Source organism: Streptomyces sp. NPDC090119, assembly GCF_044747085.1.
In the GTDB taxonomy this organism is placed as follows: Bacteria; Actinomycetota; Actinomycetes; order Streptomycetales; family Streptomycetaceae; genus Streptomyces.
Window position 1 is genome coordinate 82,464 of record NZ_JBIVDK010000004.1, and the last position, 14,886, is coordinate 97,349.

Here is a 14,886-nt window from a genome sequence, read left to right on the forward strand (position 1 = left end):
CGGGAGTTCCCATGACGACGGCCCGGCGGCTGGTCACCGCCGGGCCGTCCGCCGTACCGGGAGATCAGAGCCGGAGCTGCTCGTCGTCGCTCCTCGAAGGGGCGCCGGAGCGGGCCGGGGTCAGGCGGGCGGTGATGACGAGGGTGCCCTCCTCGACCTGGTAGTCCAGGGGCAGCCCGAGGCCGCGCATCGCCGCGACCATCCCGGTGTTGGCGGACCGGGTCACCGCGTACACGCTCGCGCAGCCCGCGTCCACCGCCATCCGCACCAGCCGCTCCAGCAGCTCGGTGCCGACGCCGCGCCGCTGCCAGTCGTCCTCGACCAGCAGGGCGACCTCGGTCTCCTCGCCGTCCCACAGCAGATGGCCGAGGCCCACCAGGCGGCCCGAGGCGGTCTGCGCCGCCAGGGTGCGGCCGAAGCGCGGGCTGAGCAGGTGGTTCAGATAACGGTCGGCGTCGCGCACCGGCCCGTGATAGCGCAGGTCGAGGGTGCGGTCCGAGCAGCGTTCGTGCATCGCCCGGGCCGCGTCCAGGTCCCCGGTGTCGACCCGGCGCACGGTGATGGCGTTGCCCTCGGGCAGCGTCAGCACGTCACGCGAGCGCGGGATGCGCGGGCCGAGGCGGCTGTCCAGCTCCACCAGCGCGCGTGCCCGCGCGAACTCGGTCGGGGTGAACGGCAGATACGGCCGCTCCACGCTCAGCACGCCCCCGCCCGGCGCCCGCAGCCGCAGCACGGTGTCCTCCAGCACCCCTTCGGCGGGCACCGGCTCGCCGCCCGTACCGGCGGGCAGTGAGCGGATCGTGCACCGGCCGAGCAACTGGCGCAGCGCCAGCGGGAGTTCGGCGGCGTCCAGTGCGGTGCGGGTGGCGAGGCCCAGGATGCGGGTGGGGGCGTCGACCAGGTCATGGGCGTCGGCCCGCTCGATCCAGGTGCTGCTGCCGCCCGACTCCGCGATGACGCGGGTCAGTTCGGCGGCGGTCAGGGCGTCCGGTGCCCGCAGCAGGAACTCGTCCACCGTGCCGTCGGCCAGCGGGTGGGTCTGGAGGCTCAGGATGTCGACGCGGTGCGTGGCCAGCGCCGTGCACAGCGCGGCCAGCGAACCGGGTTCGTCCCGCACGGTCGTCCGCATCCGCCACAGGGTGCCCGGCCCGGCCTGCGCGGACGGCCCGGCCGAGTGCGCGGGTGCGCTCGGCCGGGCGCCGGTATCGCCTGCCTCGCCGGTGGGCGGTGCGTGCACATGGCGCCGTGCCCACCAGGTGTGGAACCCGGCCGTCGCGGCCAGCGCGAGCGCCGAGATCAGCAGCAGGGCGGGACCGTCGGGGCCGTGCCCGATCAGGTTCGCCACCGCGTCGGCCACCGCGACGGCCGTGAACAGCGCCGCGAGTTCGACGAGGTCGCGCCGCCAGTGGTGCACGGGTCGCCCGTGCCGGGTCCGGGTCGATGGCCGGTTCGTCCGAGAGATGTCCGCAGTCATGCGGCCACTGTGCAGGAATGGTGTTGCGTGATCACGAACGCCCTGTGACCGATGGGTAAAGCGTGGTTGTGCCCGAGTTCGTCGCGCTTTCTACCACTGCCGGATGCGCCGTCAAAGTCGCTGCTGAACACGGCAGTTGACGTGCCGCGCGCCGGGGGATGACGCCGGTGCGCGACACGCCCTTGAGGGTACGGGACGTCAGGCCCCGGCCGCCCGGCTGCTGCCGTCGAGGATGACGCGGGCGACCAGCGCCGGGTCGTCGTTCATCGGTACGTGCCCGCAGCCCGGCAGCCGGACCAGCCGGGCGTGCGGGATGATCCGCTTGGCCCGCACCCCCTGGCGGCGCAGCAGGATGCGGTCGTGCGCACCCCAGGCCACGGTCACCGGAACACCCGCCAGCGGGTCGGTGAACCGCACCGTGGTGCCCGTGTGCAGCGTCGCCTCGAAGGCGGTGGCCCCGGCCAGCGCCAGCGTCTCGGCGACCACCGCCTCCGGGGCCCGGCGCGCGGGCCGCCGGTAGATGGTGCTGGTCAGCGCGGTACGGCCGACCGCGCTGCGCGACATCCGCTCCACCACCGGCAGCGGCAGCCGCTGGGCGAGCCCGCGCATGGTGAGCAGCACCCCGAAGGCGTACCGCCGCTCGGCCTCGGTCCAGAACCCGGCCGGGGCCAGCGCGGTGACGGACCGTGCGGTCCTCTCCCGGCCCAGTTCCAGCGCGAGCAGCCCGCCCAGCGAGTTCCCGGCCACGTGCGGCCGGTCCAGGCCCAGCGCCTCGAACAGCGCGCCCAGCACGGAGTTGATGGTCGGCAGATCGTGGGCGAGGCCGTCCGGCAGGTCCGGCGAGGCGCCGAAGCCGGGCAGGTCCACGGCGATCACCTCGCGCTCGGTCGCCAGGATGTCCACCACCGGGTCCCACGCCTGGCGGTGGTGCCCGATGCCGTGCAGCAGCACCAGCGGTTCACCCCGCCCCACCCGCTGGTACGAGACGGTCACATCCCTCGTCCCGGCCGGGGCGGGAAACTTGAAGGAGACGGTGGCGGACATGTGTCGCTCCTCGGTACGGCTGCTGACAGGGGCCGTAGACAGCTTGTCAGCAATTGCTACCGGCGGGTAGCCCCAGGCGTCGTGTCGCGAAGCTCGGGTGCCGTCAGGCCGCGAGCGCCGCCGCGACCAGGCTGGCGAAGGCTTCCGGCGCGTCCAGCATGATGTTGTGACCGCAGTCCGCGACCGCGACCACGGACACCCCGGCCTCCCGCAGCCCGTCCTCGCCGGGCAGCGGCCCGTCGGCCTCGGGATAGAGGAAGGTGCGCGGCCCGTGCGAGCGCACCAGCAGCTCGCGCATGGTGGGGATGGTCCCGCGGGCGAGGTGTACCGCGCTGCGGTGCAGGGCCGTACGGTCCGTCAGGCGCATGGTGGTCCACCAGAAGGCGCCGACCCGGTCCCGGACCTCCGCCCACCCGCCGTCCATGAACTCCGCCTCGGAGTAGGCCGCGATCCCGCTGCTGCCGAGGGCGCCCCTGGACGGCTCCACGGGGTCGAGGTTGGCGTCGATCAGCACCAGCCGGGAGACCAGCTCCGGGTGCCGGTCCGCCAGCACCACGGCGACGGAGCCGCCCATGCTGTGCGCGATCACCTCGGCCCCCGTCACCCCGGCCGCGGTCAGCGCGGCGGCCAGCGTGTCGGCGTGCGACTCGAGGCGGTAGTCGAAGTCCTGCGGCCGGTCGCTCAGCCCGTGCCCCAGCAGGTCGACCATCAGCGTGCGGTGCCCGGCCAGCAGCGGATGGGCGGCCGCCTCGGCGAAGTAGGCGGGCGCCGTGGCACCGAGACCGTGCAGAAAGACGCGGGGCGCGTCGCTCCCCGGCAGCTCCACCCAGCGCATGCGGTCACCCCCGGCGGTGACGACGGCATCGCGGATACTCACGGCATTCCCCCTGATCGACGGCGTACGAGCGGACGATCCTAGACCTTCCGCCACCCCGCCCGGAGGCCGCCCCGCCGGGCTCCGGAACGCGCCAGGATGGACCGAATTCGTCTGGACACCGGTGGGTGCGGCGGGATGGGATGGAGCCGTGACGACCGAGACCGCGATCGATGTCTTCGAAGAGAACCGGCCGCTCCTGACGGGCGTCGCCTACCGCATGCTCGGCCGCGTGGCGGACGCCGAGGACGTGGTGCAGGACGCCTGGCTGCGCTGGTCCCGCGCCGATCGCACCGAGGTCCGCGAACCCCGCGCCTACCTGGTCCGCATCACCACCCGGCTGGCCCTGGACCGGCTCCGCCAGGTCACCTCGCGCGGCGAGGCGTACGTCGGCCCCTGGCTGCCCGAGCCGTACCCCACCGACTTCGGCGACACCGTCCCCGACACCGCCGACCGGGCCCTGCTCGCCGACTCCGTCTCCCTCGCCGTCCTCGTCGTGCTGGAGTCCCTGTCCCCGCTGGAGCGCGCCGTGTTCGTGCTGCGCGAGGCGTTCGGCTATCCGTACGCGGAGATCGCCGAGCTGCTGGACCGGGGCGAGCCGGCCGTACGGCAGCTCGCCGGGCGGGCCCGCAGACACGTCGAGGAGCGACGGCCGCGCTACGACGTCGACCCCGCCCAGCGCCGGAAACTCACCGAGCGGTTCCTCGCCGCGGCCACGGACGGTGACCTCGACGGGCTGATGTCCCTGCTCGCCCCCGACGCCCGCCTGGTCGGCGACAGCGGCGGCAAGGCGAAGGCACCGGTGCGCGTGCTGTTCACCGCCGACAAGGTGGGGCGCTTCCTGGCGGCGGTCGGCACGAAGCCACTGCCGGCCATGACGGTGCGGTTCATCGAGGTCAACGGCGGTGTCGCCGCGCTCGTCCTGTCCGAGGGCAGGCCGGACACCCTGTTCCAGCTCGGCATCACCGACGGCGCGATCAGCGCCGTCTACATCATCCGCAACCCCGACAAGCTGCGCGCACTCGCCGGGAGCGACTCCGCCCGGCGTGCGAACTCCATGTGAACGCTTGGTCACCCGGGCACCGGGCGAGCGGGCAGGGATGGGACAATTGGTCTTGACCAAGCATCAGGGCCGCCCTATGGTCGCAAAGAACTGCAACAACCTTTAATAAACAAGGGCGCCAAAACCGCCGGAGCACGGCACTTGCGGAGGACAGGGTGGGGACCACGCAACTGGAAACGGTGCCGGAACCGAAGTACTTGCATCTCAAGACCGTACTGAGCGAGGCACTGGACTCCGAGTTCTCGGTCGGCGAGATCCTGCCGAACGAGCGCGATCTCGCCGCCCGCTTCGGCGTCGCCCGCGCCACGCTCCGGCAGGCGCTGGAGCAACTCGAGCTGGAGGGACGGCTGCAGCGCCGCCGGGGCGTCGGTACGACCGTCGCGCCGCCGCGGGTCGGCGTAGCCCTCGGCACCGGGCGGCACACCTGGCCTGGTACCGGTGACGACGCCTGGCAGCCCATGGACTGCGAGCGGGCCGTACCGCCCGCCCCGGTCGCGGCGGCCCTGGACACCGGGGACGCGGAGGTGCACCTCGTCCGCCGGTCCCGGATGTCGCAGGGGCGGCGGGTCGCCACCGAGCTGCTGTACATCCCGGCCGCCTCGGTGCCCGACCTGAGCGCGATCGACGCGCCCTCCGGCCCGGCCCGCGCGCGTGCGGTGCTGCGTGAACTCCAGCGCCTCGAACTCGACGGCCAGGAAAGGGCGGTGGAGCTCGGCTCGGCCGGTGCCGAGGACGCGAAGGAACTGGACCGGCTGCCCGGCTCGCCCGTCCTCGTCGTCACCACCCGGTTCAAGGCGCGGGGCCGCATCGCCGCGCTCGGCGTGGCGACCTACCGCGCCGACACCTGCCGCCTCACCTTCGGCGACACCCCGGACGTCGAGATACACCACGACCCCGAACGACGCGCCTCCTGACCGCACCGCACACCCCGTCGCGCCCCGGCATCCCACCGGGGCGCGCGGCGTTACGGCCTCACGCCCCGACGGCGAACGGTGCCGTTCCCCACGGTCCAGCGCACATCGCCCCCGAGTTTCACCGGGAGCACGGCGTTGCCGCCTCACCCCCGACTGCGCCCTCGGCCGCTGCCCATGGCCCAGCACACATCCGCCCCCCGAGTCCCACCGGGGGCACGGCGACGTGCCTCACCCCCGACAGCGCCGTCAGCCGCGAACGCAGCCGCTGCCCATGGCCCAGCACACATCCGCCCCCCGAGTCCCACCAAGGGCACGGCGACGCGCCTCACCCCCGACAGCGGCCTCGGCCGCGAACGCAGCCGCTGCCCATGGCCCAGCACACATCCGCCCCCCGAGTCCCACCAGGGGCACGGCGTTGCCGCCTCACGCCCCCACGGCGCCCTCGACCGCGAAGAGCTGCCGCTCCACGTGGTCCAGCGCCAGCCGCAGCGCGCCGGTGGCCACCACCGCCTCGCCCAGCAGGGACAGCGTCACGGCGGGCGGCCGCAGACAGTAGCGGGCCAGCTCGCGGCGGAGCGGATCGAGGACCCCGTCCAGCCCGGCCGCCCAGCCGCCGACCACCACCAGCTCCGGATCGAGCGCGAGGACCAGCGCGGCCACGTCGTGCACCAGCCGCTGGATGAACCGCTCCACCGCCGCCAGCGCCGAACCGTCGCCCTCCCGGGCCAGCGCGAAGACGTGCGTGACCGCCTGTTCGTCCAGCGGCGGCAGCGGCTCGTCCGTGGTGGACAGCAACGCCTCCGGGGTCGCCTCCCGGCCCAGCAGATGCAGCGCGCCGATCTCCCCGGCCGCCCCGCCGTACCCCCGGTGCAGCCGACCGCCGATCAGGGAGCCCGCGCCCGGACTCAGCCCGGCCAGCACGAACACCACGTCACCGGTGTCCTTCGCGGCGCCCTGCCAGTGCTCGGCCACCGCGGCCACGTTGGCGTCGTTCTCCACCAGCACCGGGCACCGGAAGGAGCGGCTGAGCCGCTCGCCCAGCCGCAGGCCGGTCCACTGGGGGAGCGCGGTGCCCAGGCGAACCGTTCCGTCGGCCTCCACGATGCCGGGTGTCCCGACACCCACGGCGCGCAGCGAGTTCCGCGCGACCCCGGTCCGCCGCAGCAGCTCGGCGACCGTGGCGCGCAGCCGCTCCAGCCGCTCGTCGGCCGGTGCCTTCTCGTCGACCTCCCTGGTCTGCGTGCCCAGCACCCGGCCGTCCAGGTCGGAGACGACCGCGACCACCCGATGGGCGCCGATCTCCAGCCCCAGCAGATGCCCCGCCTCGGCCCGGAACCGGAACCGGCGCGCGGGCCGCCCCTGACGGCGCGCGGTGCCCGCCTCGGCCGCCCGCTCCACCACGAGCCCCGCCTCCGCCAGGCCCTCCACGACACCCTCGACGGTGGGCCGGGACAGCCCGGTGGCGCGGGTGATCTCCGTGAGCGTCGCGCAGTCGGTGTCGCGCAGCGCGCGCAGCACCACCGCGGAATTGATCCTCCGCAGCAGCGAGGGATCACCACCGGTCAACTGCCCCACGGTCCGTCCTCCCAGCTCGCGGGCGTATGTGGGGCGGATCGTACTCGGCCGCGACCACCCCGGCGAGGGCCGGGCGGTCACCGGGGCGCGACGAACCCCGACTCGTAGGCCGCGATCACCGCCTGGGTGCGGTCCCGCGCACCCAACTTGGCGAGTACGGCGCTCACATGCGACTTCACCGTCTCCGCCCCGACGACCAGCCGCCCGGCGATCTCCGCGTTGGTCAGCCCGCGCGCCATCAGCCGCAGCACCTCCGCCTCCCGCTCGGTCAGCCGGGCCCCCGCCAGCGGCTCGGCGGGAGCCCGGTCCGGGCCGTACCGCGCCGCCAACTGCCTTAGCGACGCCGGGAACAGCAGCGAGTCGCCCGCCGCGACCAGCCGTACCGCGTGCACGATCTCCTCCGGCCGGGACCGCTTCAGCAGGAACCCGTCCGCGCCCGCGCGCAGCGCCTCGTAGACATACTCGTCGTCCTCGAAGGTGGTGATCACCAGGATCTTGGGCGGATCGGGCACCGTGCGCAGTACCGCGCGGGTCGCCTCGATGCCGTCCAGCAGCGGCATCCGGACGTCCATCGCCACCACGTCCGGGCGCAGGGAGCGCACCAGCGGGATCACGGCCGCCCCGTCGGCCGCCTCGCCGACCACCTCGATGTCGGGCTGCGCCCCGAGGACGGCCCGCAGACCGGCGCGGACCAGCGGTTCGTCGTCGACGAGGAGTACGGTGACCGGCATCCGGCCAGCGTAGATCAGCCCAGGGGAAGCTCGGCACGCACCAGCCAGTCGCCCGCCTCCGGACCGGTGCGGGCCGTGCCGCCGAGCAGGGCGGCCCGCTCCCGTATCCCGCGCAGCCCGCTGCCGCCCCGGCCGGAGGAGAGGCCTGACGGAAGCGGATTGCTTATCTCCAGGGCGAGTTCACGTCCGTCGACCCGCACGCGCACCCGCACCGGGACGGCGCCCGCGTGCCGCAGGACGTTCGTCAGCGCCTCCTGGAGGATGCGGTAGCCCTCGCGGGACACCGGGCCCGGCAGCGACTCCACCGCGCCCGTCACCTCGAAGTCCACCTTCGCGCCCGACGCCCGCGCCGACTCCAGCAGACGGCCCGCGTCCGCCAGCGTCGGCCGGGCGCTCACCGGCCGCTCCGCCTCCCGCAGCACCCCGAGCACCCGCTCCAGATCCTCCAGCGCCGCCCGGCCGGTCTCCTCGATGGCGGCCAGTGCCCGCCCGGTGAACTCCGGATCGCCGGCCGCCCGCGCGGCACCCGCCTGCACCACGGCCACGGTCAGCGCGTGCCCGATGGAGTCGTGCAACTCCCTTGCGATCCGGGTCCGTTCGAGCAGTTGCTCGGTCCGCTCCTCCAGCGCGGCCAGCCGTTCGGCCGCCGACGGCCCCAGCAGCCACCGCGCACACCGGGTGATCAGCGCGCCGAGACCGAGCACCACGCCGTACAGCGCGAGGAGGGGGAACGGGGCCAGCAGGGCGTAGGCCCGATGCGGCGGGAGTCCGCCCAGGAAGGCGGGCGGCGGACCCCACACGCACTGTGTCAGCTCAAGGGTGAGGACCGGCAGCCGCACCGTGGCGAACATGGCGACCGTGCCGAGCAGCATCCGCAGTTCCAGCCAGAGCAGTGTGCGCCCCCGGTCCCGCCAACTCCGCGCGGGCTCCTCGGAGATGCCCGGCTCCGCCTCACCGGGCGTCAGCAACAGCCGCGCCTGCACGCCCTCGCCCCGCCGCACGGCCGGAATCAGAGCGAGGGGAACGAGGAACAGCGCGGGCGCCCACGGTGTCCGAGGGTCGATGAACATCCAGAACGCCACGCTCAGCATGGGCACCCATAGATGCAGCAGACGCGTGTACGTCGTCCCGCGCAGCAGCGGGCGCAGGAAGCGGACCATGCGGGCCATCCTGACAGCCGCGCCCCGCGAGTGGCCTCCCCCGCACGGGGGAGCGGATCCCCGCCCACGGGGGAGGCGCGCGGCCGCCCGCCCGGCGAGGCTCATGCCATGACCGACATCGAACTCCGCGACCTGACCAAGGAGTACGGCGGCAGACGAGCCGTCGACGCGCTGACCCTCACCGTCCGCCCCGGCCGGGTCACCGGCTTCCTCGGCCCCAACGGCGCGGGCAAGTCCACCACCATGCGCCTCGTCCTCGGCCTCGACCGCCCCACCTCCGGCACCGCCACCCTCGACGGCCACCCCTACGCCGGACTCCGCGACCCGCTGCGCCGGGTGGGCGCCCTGCTCGACGCGAACGCCGCGCACGGCTCCCGCACCGCCCACGGCCACCTCCTGGCCCTCGCCGTGAGCAACCGCCTCCCCGCCGCCCGCGTCGGAGAGGTGCTGGAGCTGACCGGCCTCGCCTCCGTGGCCCGGCGCCGGGTGCGCACCTTCTCCCTCGGCATGCGCCAGCGACTCGGCATCGCCGCCGCCCTGCTCGGCGACCCCGAGGTGATCCTGCTCGACGAACCCGCCAACGGACTCGACCCCGAGGGCATCGTCTGGGTCCGCACCCTGCTGCGCGGGCTCGCCGCGGAAGGCCGTACGGTCCTGGTCTCCAGCCATCTGATGGGCGAGACCGCGGTGTTCGCGGACCACCTCGTCATCCTCGGCCGGGGCCGCCTCCTCGCCGACACCCCGGTACGCGACTTCATCGACGCCCGCGTGCGCCCCCGGGTCCGGGTCCGCACCGCCGAGGCCGACGCCGACGCGCTCGGCGCGCTCCTCGCCCGGCACGGGCACGAGGGCGAGCGGGCGGCGGACGGCACCTGGACCGTACGGCACGCGCGCCTGGACGACCTCGGGCGTCTCCTGGCCGAGGCGGGGCTGCCCGTGCTCGAACTCGCCGCGCAAGAAGCCGGCCTGGAAGAGGCGTACCTCGATCTCACGGCCGCCGAGGCCGAGTTCACCGCACAGTCGCAGGAGGTCTGACCATGCCGTTCGTCCCCGTACTGCACGCCGAGTGGATCAAGATCCGTACGCTGCGGTCGCTGCTCGGCGCCCTCGTCGCGGTGCTCCTCGTCACCGTGGCCTTCTCGTCGGTCACTGCCGCCCAATCGGACGACTCCGACCCGCTGTACGCGGTGTTCTTCGGCGTCAGCCTCGGCCAGGTCGCCGCCGTGGTCTTCGGCGCGCTGGCGGTGTCCGGCGAGTACCTGGGCGGCGCGCTGCGGCTGACGCTCGCGGCGGTGCCGGACCGGACGCGCTGGTTCGCCGCGAAGGCCGCCGCCGTCGCGCTGCCGGTGCTCGCGGTGGGGCTGCTCACCGGACTGCTGACGCTCGCCGTGGGGAAGGCGACGGCGGGGGAGTCGGGGCCCACCTGGGCCGAGGGGCTGCGCGGAGCTGTCGGCTGCGCGCTGTACCTGACGCTGATGGCGCTGTTCGCCGCCGGACTCGCGGCCGTGCTCCGCAGCGGGGTCGGCACGCTCGGGCTGCTGATCCCGTTCCTGCTGATCGTGTCCTTCGTGGTCGGGGACCTGGACTCCGGCGCCGCCGACCTCCTGCCCGACAGGGCGGGCCAACTCGCCCTGCACAGCACCTCCGAGAGCCCGCTCGGCCCCTGGACCGGACTCGCCGTGACCGCGCTGTGGGCGGCGGCGGCCCTGGGCGCGGGCGCCTGGTGCGTGCGGCGGCGGGACGCCTGACACCCCACCAATTGTCAGTGGCGGCGGCTTTACTGGAACACATGGACGTCGTCGCCCGGCACCTGGCCACCATCGACCGGCTCCGCACGCGGGACCTCCCGGCGGGCGGGGCCGGTCACCACACCGTGGAACTGGAGACCGGCCACGGGCCGGGACCGGCTGCGGACGACCTCCACGCCCTGCGCGAGGCGATAGCCCAGCGGCTGGCCGCCCGCTGGGGCGAGGCCCCGCCCTGGGGCCAGCTCACCCTCCGCCTCCGCCTCGCCCGCGGCGAGGAGATACCGGAGCCCTGGGCCACCCTCTGCCTGCGCACCGACGAACTCGACGTCTGGCAGGCGGGCGAGGTGTGGCTGGCCGTCGGCGTGGCCGACCGGGATGACACGGACGAGATACGCCTCCTCGCCACGGTGACCCGTACGGCGCCGCCCTAGGCCATCTCTTTCGGATCTTGCCGGGGGTCGGGGCCCCCTACCCGGCCCGTTCCATGCGGCCGAGGACCGCGCGCAGTGCCCGGGAGCGGTCGCTGCCCTGCTGGAGCTGGGGAAGGTAGGAGCTCAGTCTGCGGACGGTTCCCAGCTGCACGTTGTCCGCCCCGAGCGCGTCGATCACCGCGCCGACCGCGTGGAAGGCCCAGTACTGGTTGAAGGCCATGCTCTCCTGGATGGCCGCGTTCACCAGGGCCGGCAGGTGGCGCGGTTCGGGGCGGGCGTACAGGCGCGCGTAGGCGGTGAGCCGCCTCCCCCCGTCGGGGGAGGCAAGGACGGCGTCCGTGTCGAAATTGGTCAGCTGCGGCGTGAGCCTGATCAACTCGGTGAAGATCTTCTCCTGTCGGTAGGTCCGTGCCCTGCTCGGGGCCTCGTTCCGGCGCAAGCCGGTGAACTCGTGGACGAGCTGCTCGACCAGTTCAGCCGCCGCGTCGCCGGTGACGCCGTCGCCTCCGGAGGTCACGAGGGCGACCCGCGCCTGGTGGCTCGCGTCGTCCACGGCCAGCCGGACTTCTTGAGCCTGCTGCTCGGCGGCCTCCACGCGCTCCTCCAGCCGGCGGTACTGGAGTTTGGTTCCGCCGGGAAGCTCGATGCTCTCGAAGAGGTGGCCGAGCCACGGGATCACCGCGATCGTGGCCAACGTGAGGGTGGCACCGTCGATCTTCAGCTCCGGTTTGACGACGTGGACGACGCCGACTCCCACCGCCCCGAGCGAAATCGCGGAGGTTATGAGCCACTTCCACCGTCCTTCGGACGCACTCATCCGACCCCCATCCCCTGATTCCGGCACGTGCTCAGCATTTCAGGGGCGGCGTGGGCCCTGCAAGATCCGAAAGAGACGGCCTGGGGGGTGTCCGGAAAGTCGATGGCTCGTTGGTCCGTTCGTGGTGCGTAGGCATGAACTGACCGATGAGTCGTGGGCGTTGATCGCTCCGTTGCTGGCGCCGGGTCGGATGGGCAGGCCTGGCCGGGACCGGCGGCTGGTGGTGAACGGGATCTTGTGGAAGCTGTCCACCGGGGCTGCCTGGCGTGATCTGCCCGAGCGGTACGGGCCCTGGAAGACGGTCTACGAACGGTTCCGGAACTGGTCCGCCGACGGCACGTGGGACCGCCTGCTGGCCCACGTCCAGCAGCACTGCGACGCCGTCGGGCGGGTCGACTGGACGGTCGTCTGCGTGGACTCGACCACGGTCCGGGCCCATCAGCACGCCGCCGGGGCCCGAAAAGGGGGCCCTGGGAGGGCGAGGCGCTCGGCCGGTCACGGGGCGGCCTGACCAGCAAGATCCACCTGGCCAGCGACGGCCTGGGCCGGCCCCTGGCGTTCACGCTGACGGGCGGGAACGTGAACGACTGCACCCAGCTCGAGCCGGTCATGGACCAGATCAGGATCGCGCGTCCGGGACCAGGCAGGCCCCGGACCCGGCCCGACCGCGTCGTCGCAGACAAGGGCTACTCGGCCCGCAAGATCCGCGCCTACCTGCGACGACGCGGCATCGCGGCAGCGATCCCGGAACGGATCGACCAGATCAACGGACGCATCCGCCGCGGCGAAAGCCGCTGCCGCCTCGACAAGGCCGCTTACCGGCGGCGCAACGTCATCGAACGCTGCTTCAGCCGCCTCAAACAAAACCGGGCCCTGGCCACGCGCTACGACAAACGAGCCATCCACTACCAGGTTATGGTCACCCTCGCCTGCCTCCGCCTCTGGCTCAACGACTTTCCGGACACCCCCTAGTCCCCGGCCGCCTCGCGCAGCCGGGCGAACTCCTGCGCCATGCCCTCCACCGTCCAGTGGGCGTTGAGGCCGCTCGGGTTGGGGAGCACCCAGACTCGGGTGGCGCCGAACGTGCGCTGCTGCGGGCCCACTTGGGCCTTGCGGTCGTCGAAGGCGGCCCGGTAGGCGGTCACGCCGACCACGGCCAGCCAGCGGGGTGCGTACCGCTCCACCTTGGCGGTCAGCAGCCGTCCGCCCTCGACGTACTCCTCGGGGGACAGCTCGTCCGCGCGGGCCGACGCCCTGGCCACCACGTTGGTGATGCCGAGGCCGTAGGAGAGCAGCTCGCGCTGCTCGGCGGGCTTGAGTTGGCGCGGGGTGAAGCCGGAGCGGTGCAGTACCGGCCAGAAGCGGTTGCCGGGGCGGGCGAAGTGGTGGCCGGTGGCCGCCGACATCAGGCCCGGGTTGATGCCGCAGAACAGGACATGGAGGCCGTCCGCGAGCACGTCGGGGACGAGACGGTCGCGTGCGGCCTCCAGTTCCGCCTGGGTGAAGGAGGTCAGAGGATCGCTCCGGGGGTGTAACCGGCCGCCTCCGGGCGCTGCTTGGCGATCTCCTCGATCCGGCCCACGACCACACCGACCTGGTCGGCGGCGGCGCCCGTGAAGGACAGCTTGTCCGCCATCAGCGCGGCCAGCTGCTCACGGTCGAGCGGCAGCCGGTCGTCGGCGGCGAGCTTGTCCAGCAGGTCGTTGCGCTCGGCGCCCTGCTCCCGCATCGCGAGCGCGGTCGCCACCGCGTTCTCCTTGATCGCCTCGTGCGCGACCTCGCGGCCCACACCCGCGCGCACCGCGCCCATCAGCACCTTGGTGGTGGCGAGGAACGGCAGGTAGCGGTCCAGCTCACGGGCGACGACGGCCGGGAAGGCGCCGAACTCGTCCAGCACGGTCAGGAACGTCTCCAGCAGGCCGTCCAGCGCGAAGAACGCGTCCGGCAGCGCGACCCGGCGCACCACCGAGCAGGAAACGTCGCCCTCGTTCCACTGGTCGCCCGCCAGCTCGCCGGTCATCGAGGCGTAGCCGCGCAGGATCACCATCAGGCCGTTGACGCGCTCGCAGGAGCGGGTGTTCATCTTGTGCGGCATCGCGGACGAGCCGACCTGGCCCGGCTTGAAGCCCTCGGTGACCAGCTCGTGCCCGGCCATCAGCCGGACCGTCTTGGCCAGTGAGGACGGCGCCGCCGCCAGCTGCACCAGCGCGGTGACGACCTCGTAGTCCAGCGAGCGCGGGTAGACCTGGCCGACCGAGGTGAACGCCTGGCCGAAGCCCAGGTGGTGGGCGATGCGCTGCTCCAGCTCGGCCAGCTTGGCCGCGTCCCCGCCCAGCAGGTCCAGCATGTCCTGCGCGGTGCCGACCGGGCCCTTGATGCCGCGCAGCGGGTAGCGGCCCAGCAGCTCGTCGACCCGGCCGTAGGCCACCAGCAGCTCGTCGGCGGCGGTGGCGAAGCGCTTGCCCAGGGTGGTGGCCTGCGCGGCCACGTTGTGCGAGCGCCCGGCCATGACCAGCTCGGCGTACTCGCCGGAGAGCCTGCCGAGGCGGGCCAGCACGGCCACCGCGCGGTCGCGGACCAGCTCCAGGGAGAGCCGGATCTGCAGCTGCTCGACGTTCTCGGTGAGGTCGCGCGAGGTCATGCCCTTGTGGACGTGCTCGTGCCCGGCGAGGTCGTTGAACTCCTCGATACGCGCCTTCACGTCGTGCCGGGTGACCTTCTCGCGCTCGGCGATGGAGGCCAGGTCCACGGTGTCGAGGACGCGCTCGTAGTCGGCGATCGCCTCGTCCGGCACCTCGATACCCAGGTCCTTCTGGGCACGCAGCACGGCGAGCCAGAGCTGCCGCTCCAGCCTCACCTTCTGCTCGGGCGACCAGAGCGTGGCGAGCTCGGCGGAGGCGTACCGTCCGGCGAGGACGTTGGGGATGCGGGGCTTGACGGGCGCTGAAGTCACGTGCACCGAGTGTACTGGCGATTCGTGCAGGCCAGCGCCGTGGGGTGACTCGGAGGAAGCTACAAGGGGCGCGGGGCGGGCGTCGAAGGCGGGCCGGGCGGG

At 73.5% G+C, this 14,886-nt stretch carries 14 protein-coding genes and 1 pseudogene; 6 read left to right on the top strand and 9 right to left on the bottom strand.

Going from position 1 to position 14,886, the window contains the following annotated elements; all coding sequences use genetic code 11:
* Nucleotides 1-64 precede the first annotated feature (64 nt).
* The 3 genes from ACIPPM_RS18170 to ACIPPM_RS18180 all read right to left on the bottom strand — a co-directional run bounded on the left by ACIPPM_RS18170 (nucleotide 65) and on the right by ACIPPM_RS18180 (nucleotide 3,389).
* Nucleotides 65-1,474, bottom strand: coding sequence for a GNAT family N-acetyltransferase (locus tag ACIPPM_RS18170; RefSeq protein ID WP_401448687.1), 1,410 nt, complete (start codon nucleotides 1,472-1,474; stop codon nucleotides 65-67).
* A gap of 198 nt (nucleotides 1,475-1,672) precedes the next feature.
* Complete coding sequence (locus ACIPPM_RS18175; protein WP_401448689.1) at nucleotides 1,673-2,518, bottom strand: alpha/beta fold hydrolase; 846 nt, start codon at nucleotides 2,516-2,518, stop codon at nucleotides 1,673-1,675.
* Nucleotides 2,519-2,621: 103 nt separating this feature from the next.
* Nucleotides 2,622-3,389, bottom strand: coding sequence for an alpha/beta fold hydrolase (locus ACIPPM_RS18180; protein WP_401450090.1), 768 nt, complete (start codon nucleotides 3,387-3,389; stop codon nucleotides 2,622-2,624).
* Between the two features lie 154 nt (nucleotides 3,390-3,543).
* Here ACIPPM_RS18180 and ACIPPM_RS18185 point away from each other — a divergent pair, with 154 nt between their 5' ends.
* Nucleotides 3,544-4,455: an RNA polymerase sigma-70 factor gene (locus ACIPPM_RS18185; RefSeq protein ID WP_401448691.1), complete on the top strand. Its 912-nt coding sequence runs from the start codon at nucleotides 3,544-3,546 to the stop codon at nucleotides 4,453-4,455.
* A 155-nt stretch (nucleotides 4,456-4,610) separates the two neighbouring features.
* Complete coding sequence (locus ACIPPM_RS18190; protein WP_401448694.1) at nucleotides 4,611-5,369, top strand: GntR family transcriptional regulator; 759 nt, start codon at nucleotides 4,611-4,613, stop codon at nucleotides 5,367-5,369.
* Between the two features lie 423 nt (nucleotides 5,370-5,792).
* Here the strand turns inward: ACIPPM_RS18190 and ACIPPM_RS18195 are convergent, their stop codons facing one another.
* The 3 genes from ACIPPM_RS18195 to ACIPPM_RS18205 all read right to left on the bottom strand — a co-directional run bounded on the left by ACIPPM_RS18195 (nucleotide 5,793) and on the right by ACIPPM_RS18205 (nucleotide 8,835).
* Entirely contained in the window at nucleotides 5,793-6,944 is a 1,152-nt protein-coding gene (locus tag ACIPPM_RS18195) for an ROK family protein (RefSeq protein ID WP_393602554.1), read from the bottom strand.
* A 77-nt stretch (nucleotides 6,945-7,021) separates the two neighbouring features.
* Nucleotides 7,022-7,675: a response regulator gene (locus ACIPPM_RS18200; RefSeq protein ID WP_401448697.1), complete on the bottom strand. Its 654-nt coding sequence runs from the start codon at nucleotides 7,673-7,675 to the stop codon at nucleotides 7,022-7,024.
* A gap of 14 nt (nucleotides 7,676-7,689) precedes the next feature.
* On the bottom strand, nucleotides 7,690-8,835 hold the full coding sequence (locus tag ACIPPM_RS18205; RefSeq protein WP_401448700.1) for a sensor histidine kinase: 1,146 nt from the start codon (nucleotides 8,833-8,835) through the stop codon (nucleotides 7,690-7,692).
* A gap of 108 nt (nucleotides 8,836-8,943) precedes the next feature.
* Here ACIPPM_RS18205 and ACIPPM_RS18210 point away from each other — a divergent pair, with 108 nt between their 5' ends.
* The 3 genes from ACIPPM_RS18210 to ACIPPM_RS18220 are packed head-to-tail and all read left to right on the top strand — an operon-like array spanning nucleotide 8,944 to nucleotide 11,014.
* Nucleotides 8,944-9,870: an ATP-binding cassette domain-containing protein gene (locus ACIPPM_RS18210; RefSeq protein ID WP_401448702.1), complete on the top strand. Its 927-nt coding sequence runs from the start codon at nucleotides 8,944-8,946 to the stop codon at nucleotides 9,868-9,870.
* Nucleotides 9,871-9,872: 2 nt separating this feature from the next.
* Nucleotides 9,873-10,583 (top strand): ABC transporter permease, encoded by a 711-nt coding sequence (locus tag ACIPPM_RS18215; RefSeq protein WP_401448705.1) that lies wholly within the window; start codon nucleotides 9,873-9,875, stop codon nucleotides 10,581-10,583.
* A gap of 41 nt (nucleotides 10,584-10,624) precedes the next feature.
* A complete protein-coding gene (locus ACIPPM_RS18220; RefSeq protein ID WP_401448707.1) occupies nucleotides 10,625-11,014 on the top strand; it encodes a hypothetical protein in 390 nt (129 codons plus the stop codon).
* Between the two features lie 37 nt (nucleotides 11,015-11,051).
* Here the strand turns inward: ACIPPM_RS18220 and ACIPPM_RS18225 are convergent, their stop codons facing one another.
* Nucleotides 11,052-11,771: a hypothetical protein gene (locus tag ACIPPM_RS18225; RefSeq protein WP_401448709.1), complete on the bottom strand. Its 720-nt coding sequence runs from the start codon at nucleotides 11,769-11,771 to the stop codon at nucleotides 11,052-11,054.
* 250 nt (nucleotides 11,772-12,021) lie between these two features.
* Here ACIPPM_RS18225 and ACIPPM_RS18230 point away from each other — a divergent pair.
* Nucleotides 12,022-12,803 (top strand): annotated as a pseudogene (locus tag ACIPPM_RS18230) (IS5 family transposase).
* On the opposite strand, the gene mug reads toward ACIPPM_RS18230, so the two are convergent.
* Nucleotides 12,800-13,288 (bottom strand): G/U mismatch-specific DNA glycosylase, encoded by a 489-nt coding sequence (gene mug, locus ACIPPM_RS18235; protein ID WP_401448711.1) that lies wholly within the window; start codon nucleotides 13,286-13,288, stop codon nucleotides 12,800-12,802. The pseudogene ACIPPM_RS18230 and the gene mug overlap by 4 nt on opposite strands.
* A 53-nt stretch (nucleotides 13,289-13,341) precedes the next feature.
* Nucleotides 13,342-14,784, bottom strand: a complete 1,443-nt coding sequence (gene purB, locus ACIPPM_RS18240; protein ID WP_393593533.1) for an adenylosuccinate lyase — start codon at nucleotides 14,782-14,784, stop codon at nucleotides 13,342-13,344.
* Between the last annotated feature and the right edge of the window lie 102 nt (nucleotides 14,785-14,886).

What these genes read in the sequence shown, in the direction of transcription:
- ACIPPM_RS18205 (WP_401448700.1), bottom strand. Translation starts at nt 8,835, where the DNA reads ATGGTCCGCTTCCTGCGCCCGCTGCTGCGCGGGACGACGTACACGCGT.
- ACIPPM_RS18175 (WP_401448689.1), bottom strand. Translation starts at nt 2,518, where the DNA reads ATGTCCGCCACCGTCTCCTTCAAGTTTCCCGCCCCGGCCGGGACGAGG.
- ACIPPM_RS18215 (WP_401448705.1), top strand. Translation starts at nt 9,873, where the DNA reads ATGCCGTTCGTCCCCGTACTGCACGCCGAGTGGATCAAGATCCGTACG.
- ACIPPM_RS18170 (WP_401448687.1), bottom strand. Translation starts at nt 1,474, where the DNA reads ATGACTGCGGACATCTCTCGGACGAACCGGCCATCGACCCGGACCCGG.
- ACIPPM_RS18220 (WP_401448707.1), top strand. Translation starts at nt 10,625, where the DNA reads ATGGACGTCGTCGCCCGGCACCTGGCCACCATCGACCGGCTCCGCACG.
- ACIPPM_RS18200 (WP_401448697.1), bottom strand. Translation starts at nt 7,675, where the DNA reads ATGCCGGTCACCGTACTCCTCGTCGACGACGAACCGCTGGTCCGCGCC.
- ACIPPM_RS18210 (WP_401448702.1), top strand. Translation starts at nt 8,944, where the DNA reads ATGACCGACATCGAACTCCGCGACCTGACCAAGGAGTACGGCGGCAGA.